A 16660-nucleotide genomic window follows, 5' to 3' on the forward strand; every position below is an offset into this window, starting at 1 on the left:
GAAGGCAGCGCGCCGCGCCGTATCCACCGGACCGGAACTCCCAAGCCAGCCGAAGTGTTTCCTGACGGAGCCTCTCCCGAGGCGCGGTCTGTGGAGCCATGACATGAAGCAATTCCTGCGCAACAACGGTCTGACCATCGTTCTCCTGCTCGCCTCGGCGCTGACCATACTGGGCATGCTGCTTTCGGGCTGGCAGGTCGAGAACGAGGACCTGCGCCGGCATGGACAGGCAAGCCTGCCGCTACTGTCCTACATGGGGTCGGGCGCGTTTCTCTCGGCCTTGTTCGAGAACTGGGAGAGCGAATTCCTGCAGATGTCGGCCTATGTTGTCCTGACGGCCTATCTCTACCAGAAGGGGTCGGCCGAATCGAAAGACCCCGACGAAGACGAGAAGGAGCAGGAGGAAGCGCCCATGGGGCGCGGCAAGAAAAGGCCGGCGGTCGGCGCCGGGCGCTGGCTCTACGAGCATTCGCTCGGCCTCGTGCTCGCCGCGCTCTTCGTCGTCAGCTTCGTCCTGCACCTCGTCGGCAGTGCGCGGGCCGAAAGCAACGAGGCAGCGATGCACGGAGATGCCGGTGCCACCCTGCTCGACCATATCGCCAGCGCCCAGTTCTGGTTCGAGTCCTTTCAGAACTGGCAGTCGGAATTCCTGTCGACGGCGGTGATCGTCGTGCTCTCGATCTTCCTGCGCTACCGTGGCTCACCGGAATCGAAGCCGGTCGATGCGCCCGACAGCCAGACCGGCAGTTGAGGCGAAAGGGAGTTTTCAGGAGGAAGGTCCGGGAAATGGTGCCGCTTACGTGACTCGAACACGTGACCCCATCATTACGAATGATGTGCTCTACCGACTGAGCTAAAGCGGCCCTTTGCGAAGCATCGCATGGCGATGTCTGAGCGGGCTGATACAGGGAAGCGGATGGAAATTCAAGCCATCAATTGCGGTTTCGGTAAATTCGCTTCCGGACGCGGAAGAGGGCTTCCGCGTCCGGAAGGAGTCAGAGCGCGAGGCGCTGGCGGGCCTCGGCATATTCGCGGGCGAGCCGGTCGACCACGGCGGAGACCGGTTCGACTGCCTTGATGTTGGCGATGCCCTGGCCGCAGCCCCAGATGTCCTTCCAGGCCTTGGCGCCCGTCTGCTCCTTGCCGAAATCCATCTTCGAGGGATCGGCGACCGGCAGGTTGTCCGGATCCATCCCGGCCGCCTTGATGGAGGGCTTCAGATAGTTGCCGTGAATGCCGGTGAAGTAATTGCTGTAGACGATGTCCGCCGCCGTGCTGTCGACGATGCACTGCTTGTAGGCGTCGGCCGCGCGGGCCTCCTCGGTGGCGATGAACAGCGAGCCCATGTAGGCGAGATCGGCCCCCATGGCCTGGGCTGCGAGGATGCCGCCGCCGGTGGAAATGGCACCTGCGAGCGCCAGCGGCCCGTCGAACCACTGGCGGATTTCCTGAACCAGCGCGAAGGGCGACAGCGTGCCCGCATGGCCGCCGGCACCGGTGGCAACCGCGATCAGCCCGTCCGCGCCCTTGCGGATCGCCGATTGGGCGTGGCGATTGTTGATCACGTCATGCAGGACGATGCCGCCGTAGGAATGCACGGCATCGTTCACCTCCGGCACCGCGCCCAGCGAGGAGATGACGATCGGCACCTTGTATTTCACGCAAAGCCGCAGATCGTGCTCGAGGCGCCGGTTCGACGTGTGGACGATCTGGTTGACCGCAAAGGGCGCTGCGGGGCGGTCCGGATGGGCGGCATCGTGCCGGGCCAGCTCCTCGGTGATCTCCGCCAGCCACTCGTCCAGCTGGCTCTCGGGTCGTGCGTTCAGTGCCGGAAAGGCCCCGACGATGCCGGCCTTGCATTCCGCGAGGACGAGGGCAGGGTGGGAAATGATGAACAGCGGCGAGGCGATCGCGGGCAGCCTCAGCTTGTCTTTCAGGATGGGCGGCAGCGCCATGGCGGCAGGTTCCGTCTTACGTTTACGATAACGTCAATATTGCTAGCACGGCCTTTTCTGATCGAAAAGGTGAAAGTTCGGGTCGCAGTCATCATTCCGCAAGCGCAGCCTGCAGGCAAGGCGACGGGGGTTTTTGCCGCAGCCGCATGGCCCTTGCCGGGTGAAACACTTGCGGTTCGATGGTGTTCTCTCTATCGATTCTCATCATGCTTTGCGCGGCGCGGTCGCGTCGCCCTGCAGCAGCGGAAGGAAGACCTATTTGAGCGGTTTGGAAACGGCCATCAGGAATGCGCTCGAGCGCGCGGAGCGGTCCAACCCGGAAGTCCGGGCAAGGATCTACCAGTCTGCACGCCAGGCGCTTGAAACCGGTTTGCGCAAGCAGGATGTCACGGATCCCGCCACCGTCGCCGCCCAGCGGCATCGGCTGGAAGCGGCCATCAAGGCCATCGAGACGGAAGAGCGCCAGCGCCTCGGCATTGCCGTTGCCGATCCCCAGGTGGAGATCGCCTACGGGGATTTTGAGGACGACATGGCGAGCCTCGACGATGCCCGCCCCGCAGAAGACCGCTCCACCGACGACAGCGACTTCGGTGCGCTGCGTGCCGAAAGGCTCGGCGAGCCGGCGGCCGATCCCGCGCCGCGGGCAGCCGACGATCCGTCCGTTCTCTCGGGCATGCCGTCCGGCCGGCCTTCGGGCCGGGCAAGCGGCCGGCCGTCGGCAGCGGCGCGTCCGAAGAAGAAGAGCCGGGGCTTTTTCGCCCGTCTGTTCATATGGGTGATGCTGCTCGCCTTCATCCTGATGGGGGCGTGGTGGGCCTATGTGTCGGGTCTCTTTCTCACCGCGGCGGAGCGCGACACGTCGGTGGCCAACCCGCCGGCTGCCGTCAGCGAGGAAGACCTGCCGGAACCCGGTGGCAATACCGGTCCTGCGCTGGACAGCAACAACTTCTCGAAGGACTGGATCGAGATCTTCAAGCCGGGCGACGTGGATCGCGTCTCTGCCGGAAGCCTTGCCAATGCGAAGCTGGTGTCCACGGGCGATGGACCCGTGATCCGCATCACCTCCACCTCGAGCGGGGCCGACGGGGCGGTGCGCATCCTCTTGCCCGCGGAAAGCCTCAGCCAGGCCGAGGGCGCCGAGGCGACGATCGCCATCAGCCTGCGCTCGTCCAACGACAAGCCGGTGCAGGTGACGGTCGATTGCGATCTGGCCGGACAGGGAAGCTGCGAGCGCCATCGCTTCACGGTCACCTCCCAGCGCTCGGACGCCCTGATCCAGGTCGTGCGCGAAGAAGGTTCGGAGGCGGGCGGCACGCCGGCACTGGTCCTCAACAGTGACGTGACCGGCGAAGGCGGCGGGGTGGACCTGCTCGCCGTTCGCCTGCTGCCGGTTCCCTGAACCGTCCCGCCGGAAATGCTTTGCGAGGCCCGCCGCGTGCGGGCCTTACTTCCTGTCGATGACCTTCTTCGGATCGGTCATGAGGATGTCCCGGTCGATGCTGCCGATCGCCTTCTCGTCCTTGCCCTCGTAGTCGAGCGACTGCAGCAGGTGCCGGATGATGTTGGTGCGGGCGCGGCGCTTGTCGTTGGCCAGCACCACCGTCCAGGGAGCCTTGTCGGTATGGGTCTCCGCAAGCATGCGGTTGCGCTTGGCGGTGTAATCGTCCCACTTGTTCAGCGCCGCTATGTCCATCGGCGAGAGCTTCCACACATGCAGCGGATCGTGCCGCCGGTCGTGGAAGCGCTTCAGCTGCATCTCGCGCCCGATATCCAGCCAGAACTTGAAGAAGTGGATCTTCTCGTCCGCCACCATCTTTTCGAAGCGCGGCACGTGATCGAGGAACTGCTCGTACTGCTCCGGCGTGCAGAACCCCATCACCGGTTCCACCCCGGCGCGGTTGTACCAGGACCGGTCGAAGAGCACGAATTCACCCGCCGCCGGGAAGTGGGTGATGTAGCGCTGGAAATACCATTGTCCGCGCTCGGTCTCGGTCGGCTTCGAAAGCGCCACGGTGCGGGCCGAACGGGGGTTCATGTATTCCCGGGTGGCGGAGATCGCGCCGCCCTTGCCTGCCGCGTCCCGGCCCTCGAAGAGTGCCATGACCCTCTGACCGGTCTTCTGGAGCCAGAACTGCACCTTGACCAGCTCGATCTGCAGCGCCTTCAGCTCCTTCTCGTAATCGTCGGTCTTCATCTTCTTGTCATAGGGAAAGCCTCCGGATTCGAGCGCCTTGTCCTTCACCCAGTCCGGCAGCTCGGGATCGTCCACGTCGAAGACGCGGGTATCCTTGCCGATCTTCAGCTCTACCGCCCTGCTTTCCGTGCCATCCGTCATGAAGACCCTCCTGTTCGATCCTGGAAAGGTGGTTCAAACAACAAAGGATGACAAGCATCTTCTGTCGCGATGGCGCCGGCGACCGGTGATCGATTTCAACAGCCGATTGCGCTGGAGGGGGCATTTGAGACATGACTGTCATGAAGCGCCGATATCTCAGGTGCTTCGCAGAGGGGAGGCAGTGCTTTGGCAGGTGAGGACGGACTGGATATCGCGGGCCGGCTGAAGGCGAACGGACTGATGCTTGCGGCGCTTTTGCTGGCCGCCGCCGCGGCCCTTGCAGCCGATCTCCCGGCGGTTCCGGTGGTCGGGGTGTGGCTTCTGCTCTCTCTGGTCGCCCTGATGCGCTCGCCGGCACCCCTTGCGCCCCCCCTGCCTGCCGTTCGCCCGGATCCCGTTGCAGTCCCGGCCGGTCGGGATGCATCGCAGATGATCGAGGCACTGGACTTTCCCGTTCTGCTGATCAGCCAGGAGGAGGAAATCCTCCTGCAGAACCAGGCGGCGCTCGAGGTCTTCGGCAGCCTGCCGGATCGGGCGCATATCTCGGCACGGCTTCGGGCGCCCGGCCTTCTCGACATGGTCCGCGAGGGGCTGAAGACCGGTCATCCCCAGCAGAAGGATTATGTGGAGCGCGTGCCGTCCGCGCGCGCCTACCGGGTCCGGGTGTCCCCGGTGGGCGACGGTCAGTTCCTGATCGTCTTCAACGACGTGTCCGGTCTGCACCGCATCGACCAGATGCGCACCGATTTCGTCGCCAATGCCAGCCATGAATTGCGAACGCCGCTCGCATCGCTGCGTGGCTTCATCGAAACCCTTCAGGGGCCGGCCCGCGCCGATCCTAAGGCCCAGGAGCGCTTTCTCGGCATCATGCTGGATCAGGTGAACCGCATGAGCCGGCTGGTCGACGATCTCCTCTCGCTCTCCCGCCTCGAGTTGAAATCCCATATCGCCCCCGGCGAGCGGGTCGATCTCGTTCCCGTCCTGTCGCATGTGCGCGATTCCCTCATGCCGCTCGGCGAGAGCCTCGGCGTCACGATCAGCCTGTCCGTGCCCGATGGCCCCGTCATCGTCCCGGGGGATCGCGACGAGCTGGTGCAGGTCTTCGAGAACCTCGTGGAGAACGCCTGCAAATACGGTCAGGAGGGCAAGAGCGTGGCGGTGGAGCTTTCAAGCCTCGCCGGGGGCGGCGCGGAGGTCAGCGTGACCGACCACGGACCCGGGATAGAGGCGGAGCACGTGCCCCGTCTCACCGAGCGCTTCTACCGGGTCAATGTGGAGGCGAGCCGTTCCAAGAAGGGCACCGGCCTCGGACTTGCCATCGTCAAGCACATCCTAACCCGGCACCGCGCGCGCCTTCTGATCCAGTCCGAGCCCGGCAAGGGCAGCCGCTTTACCGTGCGTTTCTGACACATTGGCCGGTCACAAATTTCGATCGCTCCGGATTTCCCTTTTGAAACAACGGGATGGGCTGTCACAATAGTTTCATCGAAGTGACATAAAAGGTGAGCCGTCAAAGGCTACATCAGCCCTGCCTTCACATGAGTGAGGGGTCCAGGGGGCCAGGCAAGGCCCGCCACAAACACGGTTCCGTTTCGGGAGAATTCCTATGAAAGCTCTTCACCTCACTGCTGCAGCGCTGATTGCCTCGGCAGCCTTTGCGGGCGCTGCCCATGCGCGCGACCAGATCAAGATCGTCGGTTCCTCCACCGTATTCCCCTACATGCAGGCCGCAGCCGAAGAGTTCGCCAACAAGTCCGGCAAGCCGGCTCCGGTCGTGGAGTCCACCGGCACCGGTGGCGGCTTCAAGGTGTTCTGCGGCGGCATCGGCCCGGACTTCCCGGATATCTCCAACGCCTCGCGCGCCATCAAGGACAGCGAAGTGAAGCTCTGCGCCGATAACGGCGTGGTCGACATCACCGAAGCCAAGATCGGTTATGACGGTCTCACCATCGCCATGGACCAGCAGGCCGGCGACCTGAACCTCACCAAGGAGCAGCTCTACAAGGCGCTCGCCGCCGAGCTTCCGGATGGCAAGGGCGGCTTCGTTGCCAACCCGAACAAGAACTGGTCCGACATCGACCCGTCGCTGCCGAACATCGCCATTACCGTTTTCGGCCCGCCGCCGACCTCCGGTACCCGTGACGCCTTCGTCGAGCTCGTCATGGATGCAGGCTGCCTCAAGCAGGCCGGCATGGAAGAGCTGAAGAAGTCGGACGAGAAGAAGTTCAAGGAAGTCTGCTCGCGCATGCGTCAGGACGGGCCGTTCGTCGAAGCCGGTGAAAACGACAACCTGATCGTGCAGCGCCTGGAAGCCGACAAGAACGCCGTCGGCATCTTCGGCTACTCCTTCCTCTATGAAAACAGCGACAAGCTGAAGGCTGCGAAGATCGAGGGCGTCGATCCGACCGAAGAAACCATTGCCGACGGCTCCTACCCGGTTGCCCGCCCGCTGTTCTTCTACGTCAAGAACGCCCATCGCGACGTTATCCCAGGCCTGAAGGACTTCCTCAAGGAAGCCACCTCGGAAGAAGCCATGGGTGACGAGGGCTACATGGTCGAGCGCGGTCTGACCCCGCTTGCCCAGGATCTCCGCGACGCGACCCGCAAGGCCGTCGAGGAAGCCACCAAGCTGGCTGCCAAGTAAGCTCTGAAAACAGGAGCCGTCCGCACGCGCGTGCGGGCGGCTCTCGTCTGTCTCTACCCGGGGGTCCATGATGGCGGGTTACATTTTGTTGTTTCTGGTGGCCGCGGCCGCGCTGATGGGTTTCCTCAGCGCCGCAAAGGCCCGCCGCACGGCGGAGGCGTCGAGCGGAAAAACCCATTCTCGGGCCATCTATCACGGCCTCAATGCGGCAATCTGGACCGGCATTCCCGCCTTCGTCCTGCTGCTGCTCTGGCTCTTCCTCCAGGATACGGTCATCGATCATCTGGTGCTCGCGCGCTATCCGGGCGTGGAAGCGATGGATGCCTCCGCCCGTTCGATCGCGATTTCGGAAATCCGCCAGGTCGTCGCCGGCAACATCTTCAAGGAACCGACGCCGGAGGTGCTGGCGGCGGTCGAGCACTTCAAGTCGCTGCAGTCCATCTCCGCCTGGATCATCGCCACCGTCGCCTTTGCCGCGGCTGCGGTCGGCGCCTATCTCGCCTGGCGCTTCGTCAGCAAGCGGGCCCGCGCCCGCCACAGCGTGGAGCGCGCCGTTTCCATCTTCATGCTGCTTTCCTCGCTGGCGGCCATCGTCACCACGCTCGGCATCATCGCTTCGCTGCTCTTCGAGGCCATGCGCTTCTTCGCCATGGTTCCGGTGCAGGAATTCCTGTTCGGCCTGCGCTGGGAGCCCCAGATTGCCATCCGCGCCGATCAGGTGGCGGGGCAGGGTGCCTTCGGTGTCATCCCCGTCATCTTCGGCACCGTGGTGATCTCGGTCATCGCCATGATCGTTGCGGTTCCGACCGGCATCTATTCCGCCATCTACCTCACCGAATATTCGCCGCCCACCTTCCGCGCCGTGGTAAAGCCGCTGCTCGAGATCCTCGCGGGCATTCCGACCGTCGTCTACGGCTTCTTCGCCGTGCTGACCGTCGCTCCGGCGGTGCGCGATCTCGGCGCAGCGCTCGGCCTGCCTTCCGAGCCGAACAGCGCACTGGCCGCCGGCCTGGTGATGGGCGTCATGATCATCCCCTTCATCTCCTCGCTCGCAGACGACGCCTTCGCGGCGGTGCCCCGTGCGCTGCGCGACGGTTCGCTCGCCCTCGGCGCCACCAAGGGCGAGACGATCCGCAAGGTGCTGCTGCCTGCGGCCCTGCCGGGCATCATCGGCGGCGTGCTGCTGGCGCTCTCCCGCGCCATCGGTGAAACCATGATCGTCGTCATGGCCGCCGGCCTCATCGCCACCATGACGCTCAATCCCTTCTCGTCGGTCACGACCGTTACCGTGCAGATCGTCACGCTGCTCATCGGTGACGCCGAGTTCGACAATCCGAAGACGCTCGCCGCCTTCGCGCTCGGCCTCGTCCTCTTCATCATCACGCTCGGCCTCAACCTCATCGCGCTGAGCACCGTTCGCAAGTTCCGGGAGAAATACTGATGAGCGCCGCCATTTCCCAGGTGCAGACCGTGGACTGGCATTCGCCGGCCATCGAAGCCCGGCGCAAGAGCCGCTATGCGGCGGAGGCGCGGCTGAAGGCCTATGGCCTCATCGCCATCGTCTTCGCACTCGGCTTCCTCGCCATCCTCATCGGTTCGCTGATCTACAGCGGCCACAAGGCCTTCGTGCAGACCGTCGCTTCGGTCGAGATCGACCTGTCTGCCGCCGGAGTGGACAAGGCGAAGATCGCCGACGCTAACTGGAAGGGGATCGTCAAGCAGGCGCTGCTTGATCTCGGGGATGCGAAATCCCTGCCGAAGCGCGAGCAGAAGAAGTATCTCGATATCTTCACCGACTCCGCCGCCTATCTGGTGCGCGACGCGGTGATCGCGGATCCCTCCCGGCTCGAGGGCAAGTCGACCTTCGTCATTCCGCTTTCCGATCCCTTCGACCAGCTCGCCAAGGGCGAGGTCTCCCGCCAGACCCCGGAAGCGCAGCGCCGCGTCAGCGACAAGGATATCGCCGCCTTCGACGCGCTCGTCGCCAAGGGCGTGATCGCGAAGCCCTTCAACTGGGGCCTGCTCTTCAATGCCGACAGCCGGTTCCCCGAGCTCGCCGGCCTGGCTGGCGCAATTTCGGGCTCCTTCTGGTCCATCGTCGTCTGCTTCGCGATCAGTTTCCCCGTCGGCATCGCCGCCGCCATCTATCTCGAGGAATTCGCACCGAAGAACCGCTGGACGGATCTCATCGAGATCAACATCAACAATCTGGCGGCCGTTCCTTCCGTGGTCTTCGGTCTGCTTGGCCTCGCCGTTTTCCTCGGCTGGTTCGGCCTGCCGCGCTCGGCCCCGCTCGTCGGCGGCCTGGTGCTCGCGCTGATGACGCTGCCGACGCTGATCATCGTGACCCGCGTGTCGCTGAAGGCGGTGCCCGGTTCGATCCGCGAAGCCGCGCTCGGCATCGGTGCGTCCAAACACGAGGCGATTTTCCACCACATCCTGCCGCTGGCCATGCCCACGGTGATGACCGGCACCATCATCAGCCTGGCGCGTGCGCTCGGCGAGACGGCGCCGCTCCTTCTCATCGGCATGAATGCCTTCATGACCAGCGCCGCCCACGGCATCTTCGACGCCTCCACCGCGCTTCCCACCCAGATCTACATCTGGTCGGACAGCCCGGAACGTGGCTTCGTCGCCCGCACCTCCGCCGCGATCCTCGTGCTTCTCGCCTTCCTCGTGCTGATGAACGGCATCGCGATCTTCCTCAGACAGCGCTTCGAACGCCGCTGGTAAGGAGCAAGAAACATGAACATGATGGCTGAAACCACGACCGAACCGAAACAGGGCCAGACCATGAGCGATCCCGCGATCAAGATGATGGGCAAGAACGTCACGGTGCATTACGGCACCAAGCAGGCGCTCTTCGACGTCAACCTGCCGATCCGCCAGAACACGGTGACGGCGCTGATCGGCCCTTCGGGCTGCGGCAAGTCCACCTTCCTGCGCTGCCTGAACCGCATGAACGACACGATCGACAACTGCCGCGTCGGCGGAGAGATCACCCTGGACGGACAGGACATCTACGATCCGTCCATCGACGTGGTCGAGCTGCGCGCCCGCGTCGGCATGGTGTTCCAGAAGCCGAACCCCTTCCCCAAGTCGATCTACGAGAACGTCGCCTACGGGCCGCGCATCCATGGCCTTGCCCGCAACAAGGCGGAACTCGACCAGATCGTCGAGACCAGCCTCATGAAGGCCGGCCTATGGAACGAGGTGAAGGACCGGCTCAACGAGGCCGGAACCGGCCTTTCGGGCGGTCAGCAGCAGCGCCTGTGCATCGCCCGCGCGGTGGCCGTCTCGCCTGAGGTCATCCTGATGGACGAACCCTGCTCGGCACTCGATCCCATCGCGACCGCCAAGGTCGAGGAGCTCATCCACGAGCTGCGCCTCAACTTCACCATCGTGATCGTGACCCATTCCATGCAGCAGGCCGCGCGCGTTTCGCAGCGCACCGCCATGTTCCACCTCGGCAACCTCGTCGAGGAGAACGACACCGACAAGATCTTCACAAATCCGGATGAGAGCCGGACGCAGGACTACATCATGGGCCGCTTCGGCTGAGCCCGGTCTGCCTGCATCCGTCTTCCCCGATCAAGGACACATTTCCATGGCTTCCTCCCACATCTATTCGGCATTCGACGAAGAACTGAAATTCCTGGCCCGCCGCATCTCCGAGATGGGGGGGCTTGCGGAACAGATGGTCAGCGAGTCCGTGCAGGCGCTGGTGACCTCCAACACCGCCCTGGCGCAGAAGGTGATTTCCGACGACGCCACGCTGGATGCCGCCGAGCGCGAAGTCGGCGACAAGGCCGTCATCATCATCGCAAGGCGCCAGCCGGTTGCAGCGGACCTGCGCGAGATTATGGGCTCGATCCGCATCGCGGCCGATCTGGAGCGCGTGGGCGATCTCGGCAAGAACACCGCCAAGCGGGTGATTGCCGTGCAGGCTCAGGGCGTGCCGCGCAAGCTCGCACGCGGTCTGGAGCACCTTTCCGAACTCGCGCTGATGCAACTCAAGGAAGTGCTCGACGTCTACACGACCCGCTCTGCCGAAAAGGCGAAGTCGATCCGCGAGCGCGACGAGGAGATCGATGCCATGTACACCTCGATCTTCCGCGAGCTTCTGACCTACATGATGGAAGATCCGCGCAACATCACGCCCTGCACGCACCTGCTCTTCTGCGCCAAGAACATCGAGCGCATCGGCGACCATGCGACCAACATTGCCGAGACGATCTACTACATGGCGACCGGAGCCCAGCCGGAGGGCGACCGCCCGAAGGACGATACCGCCAATACGGTCACGGCCAGCGTGACCGAGTGATCGCGCACAAGCGGCAGAAGGATAATCCCAAATGACGCCCAGAGTAGCAGTTGTCGAGGACGAGGAAGCCATTTCCGAGCTCCTCCGGTACAATCTCGAGGCAGAGGGCTTCGAGGTCGATGCGATCATGCGCGGCGACGAGGCGGAAACGCGGCTCAAGGAGCGCGTGCCGGATCTCCTGATCCTGGACTGGATGCTGCCCGGCGTGTCCGGCATCGAGCTGTGCCGGCGCCTGCGCCAGCGCTCCGAGACCGAGCGCCTGCCGATCATCATGCTGACGGCCCGCGGCGAGGAAAGCGAGCGCGTGCGCGGCCTTTCGACCGGTGCCGACGACTATGTGGTCAAGCCTTTCTCCACCCCGGAGCTGATGGCGCGCGTGAAGGCCATGCTGCGCCGCGCAAAGCCCGAGGTTCTGGCAAGCGTGCTCCGCTGCGGGGAGCTGGAACTCGACCGCGAAACCCACCGCGTGCACCGCAAGGGCCGCGAGGTGCGCCTCGGCCCGACCGAGTTCAAGCTGCTGGAATTCCTGATGTCCTCGCCCGCACGCGTCTTCTCGCGCTCGCAGCTTCTCGATGGCGTCTGGGGCCACGACATCTATGTCGACGAGCGCACCGTGGACGTGCATATCGGCCGCCTTCGCAAGGCCGTCAACCTGCCGGGCATGTCGGATGTCATCCGCACGGTGCGTGGAGCGGGTTATTCGATCGAGGGCTGATTGCCCTCTCGTCTTCTGTTGCCGAAAGCCTTGCGGCGCTGCCAAAAGAAAAACCCCGGTTCATCGAACCGGGGTTTTTGCTGTCCCTTGGAGCCGGGCCTGCCTCAGCGGGCGGCGCGGCGGCGGTCGGAAACCGGCTGGTAGGCCAGCTTCTGGTGATAGTTGCAGTAGGGGGAGCTGTCCGGGCTGTCATTGCCGCAGAAGTGGAAATCGTCCTTCAGCGGGTCGCCCACCGGCCACTTGCAGGTGCGCTCCGTGAGCTGGGTGAGTTCGAGGCGGCGGGAGATCGGAACGACCACATTGCTGGCCGGCACGAATTCCATTTCCTCCACGGTGTCGATCTCGACCTCCTCGCGCACGACGGTCGCGCCCTGGGCGCGGGTCACGGTGCGGGTGGTGGCGCGGGCCGCATAGTTCGGGGCACGGGGTGCGGAGGTTGTGCGCTTCGGTGCGCGGGAGGCAGTGGCAGGCGCGGTGCCGCCGGCCTTTGCACGGCCCGGCAGACTGAGGCGGTGAACCTTGCCGATGACGGCATTGCGGCTGACGCCGCCCAGCTGCGCTGCAATCTGGCTTGCGCTCAGACCTTCGGACCACAGCTTCTTCAGTTTCTCAACGCGCTCGTCTGTCCAGTTCATGCACATTCTCCGCTGTCGCGCCTGTGATAGATAGAATCCGTCACCCTGCGCCGGACGAAAATCCGACGCCAAACGCCTCACCATTGTCGTGACTAGTTCCGCCGCATGCAGTCTAGTAATTGAGATTTAACCTAGTGTGAGCCTGACTCCGTGACAAGAGTCGCCGGAATCATCGTGATTCGATTTTCGACTTTTCCCCAACTTGCTTCCCCTTGCGCTTCGCTTGCCGCGGCCCGCTGCGGTGAAGCCGGGCGCACCATGTCGCGCCCAAGAAATCCGCCGGTTTTGTTGACATTGCATTGCGAAATGGGGATAGTGCGCCGCCGCCGAAAGGCGGCATTTTTGATTTTTCCGGGTTGCATTCGGCAATCCTTTCGAAGCCGCATATCGCAAGCAGAGGTGCGTCATGGTCGCAGCCACGCCGCTTTACAACACCTACAACAGGACCCCGCTCCGGTTCACCCATGGCGAGGGCGCCTGGCTGACCACCGAGAACGGCGAGCGATATCTGGATTTTGCGGCAGGCGTCGCGGTCAATTCTCTGGGCCACGCGCATCCGCACCTGGTGGCAGCGCTCACGGAACAGGCCAGCAAGGTCTGGCAGCTCTCCAATCTCTACGAGATACCCGGCCAGGAGGCGCTCGGACGACGGCTGATGGAGGCAACCTTCGCGGAGAAGGTGTTCTTCACCAATTCCGGTGCCGAAGCCCTGGAATGCGCGATCAAGACGGCGCGCCGCTATCACTTCTCCAAGGGTCATCCCGAGAAGTTCCACATCATCACCTTCGAAGGCGCGTTTCACGGGCGCACGATCGCGACCATCGCGGCCGGCGGCAACGAGAAATACATCGAAGGCTTCGGCCCCAAGGCGCCCGGCTTCGATCCCGTACCCTTCGGCGACATCGAGGCGGTGAAGGCGGCGATCACGCCGGAAACCGCAGCAATCCTCGTGGAGCCCGTGCAGGGCGAGGGCGGCATCCGTCCGGCCGAACCGGAATTCCTGCGGGCGCTGCGCCAGCTCTGCGACGAGCACGGCCTGCTGCTGATCCTCGACGAGGTGCAGTGCGGTGTCGGGCGTACCGGCAAGCTCTTTGCCCATGAGTGGGCGGGCATTACCCCCGACATCATGGCCGTGGCCAAGGGTATCGGCGGCGGTTTCCCGCTCGGCGCCTGCCTTGCGACGGAGGAGGCCGCGTCTGGCATGGTTGCCGGTACCCACGGCTCCACCTATGGCGGCAATCCGCTGGCGATGGCCGTCGGTCAGGCGGTGCTCGACGTGGTGCTCGCCGACGGCTTCCTCGACCATGTCCGCGACATGGCGCTTCTCTTCCGCCAGGGCCTCGCCTCGCTCGCAGACCGCTTCCCGGACGTGATCGCGGAAATCCGCGGACAGGGCCTGATGCTCGGCATCAAGGCCAAGGGCCCCTCTGCCGATCTGCTCACGGCCATGCGCGCCGAACATCTTCTCGGCGTCCCCGCCGGTGAAAACGTGATCCGCCTGTTGCCGCCCCTCACGGTAACCGCGGAAGACGTGCGCGAAGGCATTGCCCGCATCGAGCGCGCCGCCCTTGCCGTGCGCGAAAAAGACGCCCTCAAGACCGCCTGATAGACGACAGGACACTCTCCATGGCATCGCCCAAGCATTTCATCGATCTTTCCACCGTAGCCGCTCCCGAACTGCGCAACATCCTCGAGGATGCCAAGACGCGAAAGGCGGCGACCAAGGCCGGAACGGCAGACAAGCCGCTTGCCGGAAAGATGCTGGCGATGATCTTCGAGAAGCCCTCCACCCGCACCCGCGTGTCCTTCGACGTCGGCATGCGCCAGCTTGGCGGAGAAACGCTGTTCCTCTCCGGCACCGAAATGCAGCTCGGCCGCGCCGAGACGATCGCCGATACGGCCAAGGTGCTCTCGCGCTACGTGGACGCGATCATGATCCGCACCACCGATCACCGCCGGCTTCTGGAGCTTGCCGAAGCCGCGACCGTGCCTGTCATCAACGGCCTCACGGACGATACGCATCCCTGCCAGATCATGGCCGACATCCTCACCTTCGAGGAGCATCGGGGCCCGGTAAAGGGCAAGACCATCGCCTGGACGGGCGACGGCAACAACATCCTGCATTCGCTGGTGGAAGGTGCGGCCCAGTTCGGCTACCGCATGAACATGGCCGTGCCGCTGGGCTCCGAGCCGCAGGACAAGTTCCTCAACTGGGCCCGCAACAATGGCGGCGACATCATGCTCTGCCATGATGCGGAGCGCGCCGTGGAGGGTGCCGATTGCGTCGTCACCGATACCTGGGTTTCCATGAACCAGGAGCACAAGGCGCGCGGCCACAACATCTTCCAGCCCTTCCAGGTCAACGAGGCGCTGATGAAAAGGGCAAAGCCGGACGCGCTCTTCATGCACTGCCTGCCGGCCCATCGCGGCGAGGAAGTGACCGACGAGGTCATCGACGGCCCGCAGTCGGTGGTCTTCGACGAGGCCGAGAACCGGCTGCATGCGCAGAAATCCGTCCTCGCCTGGTGTTTCGGTCTGGTGTAACCGGAAAGATCACCCATATAGGGCGCTTTCAGGCCGTTTCAGGAGTATCCCATGGCAGACAACGCAGCCAAGCTCGGCGAATTCGGTTTCGCCGGTGACGATCACGTCGTCCCCTTCCAGGTGGAAGGCATGGATGTGCGCGGCCGCGCCGTCCAGCTGGGCCCCATCCTCGACGCCATCATGGGCCGGCACAACTATCCGCCGGCGGTCGCCCGGCTTCTGGCGGAAGTTTCGGTGCTGACGGTGCTCATCGGCACCTCCCTGAAGTTCGAGGGCAAGTTCACGGTGCAGACCAAGGGCGATGGTCCGGTCGACCTCCTGGTGGTCGATTTCACCACGCCGTCCAGCGTGCGCGCCTATGCGCGCTTCGACGAGGAACGGCTGGAACAGGCGATTGCGGCAGGCCAGGCAGCGCCTCAGGACCTGCTCGGCCGCGGCGTGCTCGCCTTCACCATCGATCAGGGTCGTTTCACGCAGCCCTACCAGGGCATCGTCGCCCTCGATGGCACCTCGCTGGAGGATATCGCCGGCGTCTACTTCCGCCAGTCGGAACAGATCCCGACGCGGGTCCGCCTGAGTGCCGCGGAATTCTACGACCGCGGCCCCGATGGCAGGCCGAGGCACCACTGGCGGGCCGGCGGCATCATTGCCCAGTTCCTTCCGGAAGCGCCGGAGCGCATGCGCCAGGCAGACCTGCCCGGTGGCGATGGCGATCCGCAGACCCATCAGGTGACCGAAGACGACAGCTGGACCGAAGCCCGCACGCTGCTCGAGACGGTGGACGCTGCGGAGCTCACCGACCCCCAGGTCGGCGCTGAACGGCTGCTCTACCGGCTCTTCCACGAGCGGGGCGTTCGCGTCTATGCGCCGCAGGTGGTCGAGGACCGCTGCAGCTGCTCGCGCGAGAAGATCAAGTCGGTGCTGGAAGGCTTTACCCGCGAAGAGATCGAGCATTCGACGGAAGACGGCGCGATCTCGGTGACCTGCGAGTTCTGCTCCACCACCTATCGCTACGAGGCTTCGGAAGTGTTGCCGGCCTGAGGCCGGGAAGGGCTGGCGCCGCGCGCGGCGGCGCCTCAGTTCAGAACGCGCACCAGTCCCGGCACGTCGAGCGAGAAGGCCGGGATGTCGACGTCGAAGATGACGCCGCGGTCCGTTTCCATCTGGTAGCGGCCGAACATCACGCCCGACGGCGTGTCGAGCGGGCAGCCCGAGGAATATTCATAGGTGTCGCCCGGCCCGAGATGCGGCTGCTCGCCGATGACGCCCGGCCCCGTGACCTCGTCCACCTGTCCGTTCTGGTCGGTGATGTGCCAGTAGCGGCTGATCAGCCGCACCGGCTCCTCGGAAAAGTTGGAAATGACGATCCGGTAGCCCCAGACATAGCGGTCGTCGTCCGGATCGGATTGCTCCTCCAGATAATAGGGTTCTATGACGACTTCGATACCCCTCGTCAGGGCCCTGTACATGGGTTCAACCTTCGATATGACCGTCACTGGCACTCTACA

16 protein-coding genes and 1 tRNA gene are annotated in these 16660 nt (G+C 64.3%); 12 read left to right on the forward strand and 5 right to left on the reverse strand.

Annotated elements, in window-relative coordinates; translation table 11 throughout:
• Positions 1–103 precede the first annotated feature (103 nt).
• Positions 104–751 (forward strand): DUF6766 family protein, encoded by a 648-nt coding sequence (locus GGR23_RS05370; RefSeq protein WP_183365121.1) that lies wholly within the window; start codon positions 104–106, stop codon positions 749–751.
• Between the two features lie 36 nt (positions 752–787).
• On the opposite strand, the gene GGR23_RS05375 is transcribed toward GGR23_RS05370, so the two are convergent.
• A tRNA-Thr gene (locus GGR23_RS05375) sits at positions 788–863 on the reverse strand.
• Between the two features lie 132 nt (positions 864–995).
• Positions 996–1955 carry an NAD(P)H-dependent flavin oxidoreductase gene (locus tag GGR23_RS05380; protein ID WP_183365122.1) on the reverse strand — a complete coding sequence of 320 codons (960 nt, stop codon included), beginning with the start codon at positions 1953–1955 and terminating at the stop codon, positions 996–998.
• A gap of 259 nt (positions 1956–2214) precedes the next feature.
• Between GGR23_RS05380 and GGR23_RS05385 the strand changes: the two genes are divergently transcribed.
• Positions 2215–3354, forward strand: coding sequence for a hypothetical protein (locus GGR23_RS05385; RefSeq protein WP_183365123.1), 1140 nt, complete (start codon positions 2215–2217; stop codon positions 3352–3354).
• A gap of 45 nt (positions 3355–3399) precedes the next feature.
• On the opposite strand, the gene ppk2 is transcribed toward GGR23_RS05385, so the two are convergent.
• Positions 3400–4290 (reverse strand): polyphosphate kinase 2, encoded by an 891-nt coding sequence (ppk2, locus tag GGR23_RS05390; protein ID WP_183365124.1) that lies wholly within the window; start codon positions 4288–4290, stop codon positions 3400–3402.
• A 240-nt stretch (positions 4291–4530) separates the two neighbouring features.
• On the opposite strand from ppk2, the gene phoR reads away from it, so the two are divergent.
• The 7 genes from phoR to phoB all read left to right on the forward strand — a co-directional run bounded on the left by phoR (position 4531) and on the right by phoB (position 11973).
• Entirely contained in the window at positions 4531–5697 is a 1167-nt protein-coding gene (gene phoR / locus GGR23_RS05395; protein ID WP_183365757.1) for a phosphate regulon sensor histidine kinase PhoR, read from the forward strand.
• 199 nt (positions 5698–5896) lie between these two features.
• The gene (locus GGR23_RS05400) at positions 5897–6934 is read left to right on the forward strand and encodes a PstS family phosphate ABC transporter substrate-binding protein (RefSeq protein WP_183365125.1); all 1038 of its coding nucleotides are present in this window, start codon (positions 5897–5899) and stop codon (positions 6932–6934) included.
• Positions 6935–7004: 70 nt separating this feature from the next.
• Complete coding sequence (gene pstC, locus GGR23_RS05405; protein WP_183365126.1) at positions 7005–8375, forward strand: phosphate ABC transporter permease subunit PstC; 1371 nt, start codon at positions 7005–7007, stop codon at positions 8373–8375.
• Positions 8375–9667 carry a phosphate ABC transporter permease PstA gene (gene pstA, locus GGR23_RS05410; RefSeq protein ID WP_183365127.1) on the forward strand — a complete coding sequence of 431 codons (1293 nt, stop codon included), beginning with the start codon at positions 8375–8377 and terminating at the stop codon, positions 9665–9667. The genes pstC and pstA overlap by 1 nt, the downstream gene beginning before the upstream one ends.
• A gap of 12 nt (positions 9668–9679) precedes the next feature.
• Positions 9680–10495: a phosphate ABC transporter ATP-binding protein PstB gene (pstB, locus tag GGR23_RS05415; protein WP_183365128.1), complete on the forward strand. Its 816-nt coding sequence runs from the start codon at positions 9680–9682 to the stop codon at positions 10493–10495.
• Positions 10496–10541: 46 nt separating this feature from the next.
• Positions 10542–11258 (forward strand): phosphate signaling complex protein PhoU, encoded by a 717-nt coding sequence (gene phoU, locus GGR23_RS05420; RefSeq protein ID WP_183365129.1) that lies wholly within the window; start codon positions 10542–10544, stop codon positions 11256–11258.
• Between the two features lie 31 nt (positions 11259–11289).
• Entirely contained in the window at positions 11290–11973 is a 684-nt protein-coding gene (phoB, locus tag GGR23_RS05425; RefSeq protein ID WP_183365130.1) for a phosphate regulon transcriptional regulator PhoB, read from the forward strand.
• A 104-nt stretch (positions 11974–12077) separates the two neighbouring features.
• On the opposite strand, the gene GGR23_RS05430 is transcribed toward phoB, so the two are convergent.
• The gene (locus GGR23_RS05430; protein ID WP_183365131.1) at positions 12078–12608 is read right to left on the reverse strand and encodes a GcrA family cell cycle regulator; all 531 of its coding nucleotides are present in this window, start codon (positions 12606–12608) and stop codon (positions 12078–12080) included.
• A gap of 406 nt (positions 12609–13014) precedes the next feature.
• On the opposite strand from GGR23_RS05430, the gene GGR23_RS05435 reads away from it, so the two are divergent.
• From GGR23_RS05435 to GGR23_RS05445, 3 genes are read left to right on the forward strand one after another with little or no spacing between them, the layout of a single operon-like run.
• Positions 13015–14214 (forward strand): aspartate aminotransferase family protein, encoded by a 1200-nt coding sequence (locus GGR23_RS05435; RefSeq protein ID WP_183365132.1) that lies wholly within the window; start codon positions 13015–13017, stop codon positions 14212–14214.
• Positions 14215–14234: 20 nt separating this feature from the next.
• A complete protein-coding gene (argF, locus tag GGR23_RS05440; protein ID WP_183365133.1) occupies positions 14235–15152 on the forward strand; it encodes an ornithine carbamoyltransferase in 918 nt (305 codons plus the stop codon).
• Positions 15153–15203: 51 nt separating this feature from the next.
• The gene (locus GGR23_RS05445; protein ID WP_183365134.1) at positions 15204–16193 is read left to right on the forward strand and encodes an Hsp33 family molecular chaperone; all 990 of its coding nucleotides are present in this window, start codon (positions 15204–15206) and stop codon (positions 16191–16193) included.
• Positions 16194–16228: 35 nt separating this feature from the next.
• On the opposite strand, the gene apaG is transcribed toward GGR23_RS05445, so the two are convergent.
• Entirely contained in the window at positions 16229–16621 is a 393-nt protein-coding gene (apaG, locus tag GGR23_RS05450; RefSeq protein WP_183365135.1) for a Co2+/Mg2+ efflux protein ApaG, read from the reverse strand.
• Positions 16622–16660: the final 39 nt, after the last annotated feature.

This window comes from Gellertiella hungarica (assembly GCF_014197145.1).
Taxonomy (GTDB): Bacteria; Pseudomonadota; Alphaproteobacteria; order Rhizobiales; family Rhizobiaceae; genus Gellertiella; species Gellertiella hungarica.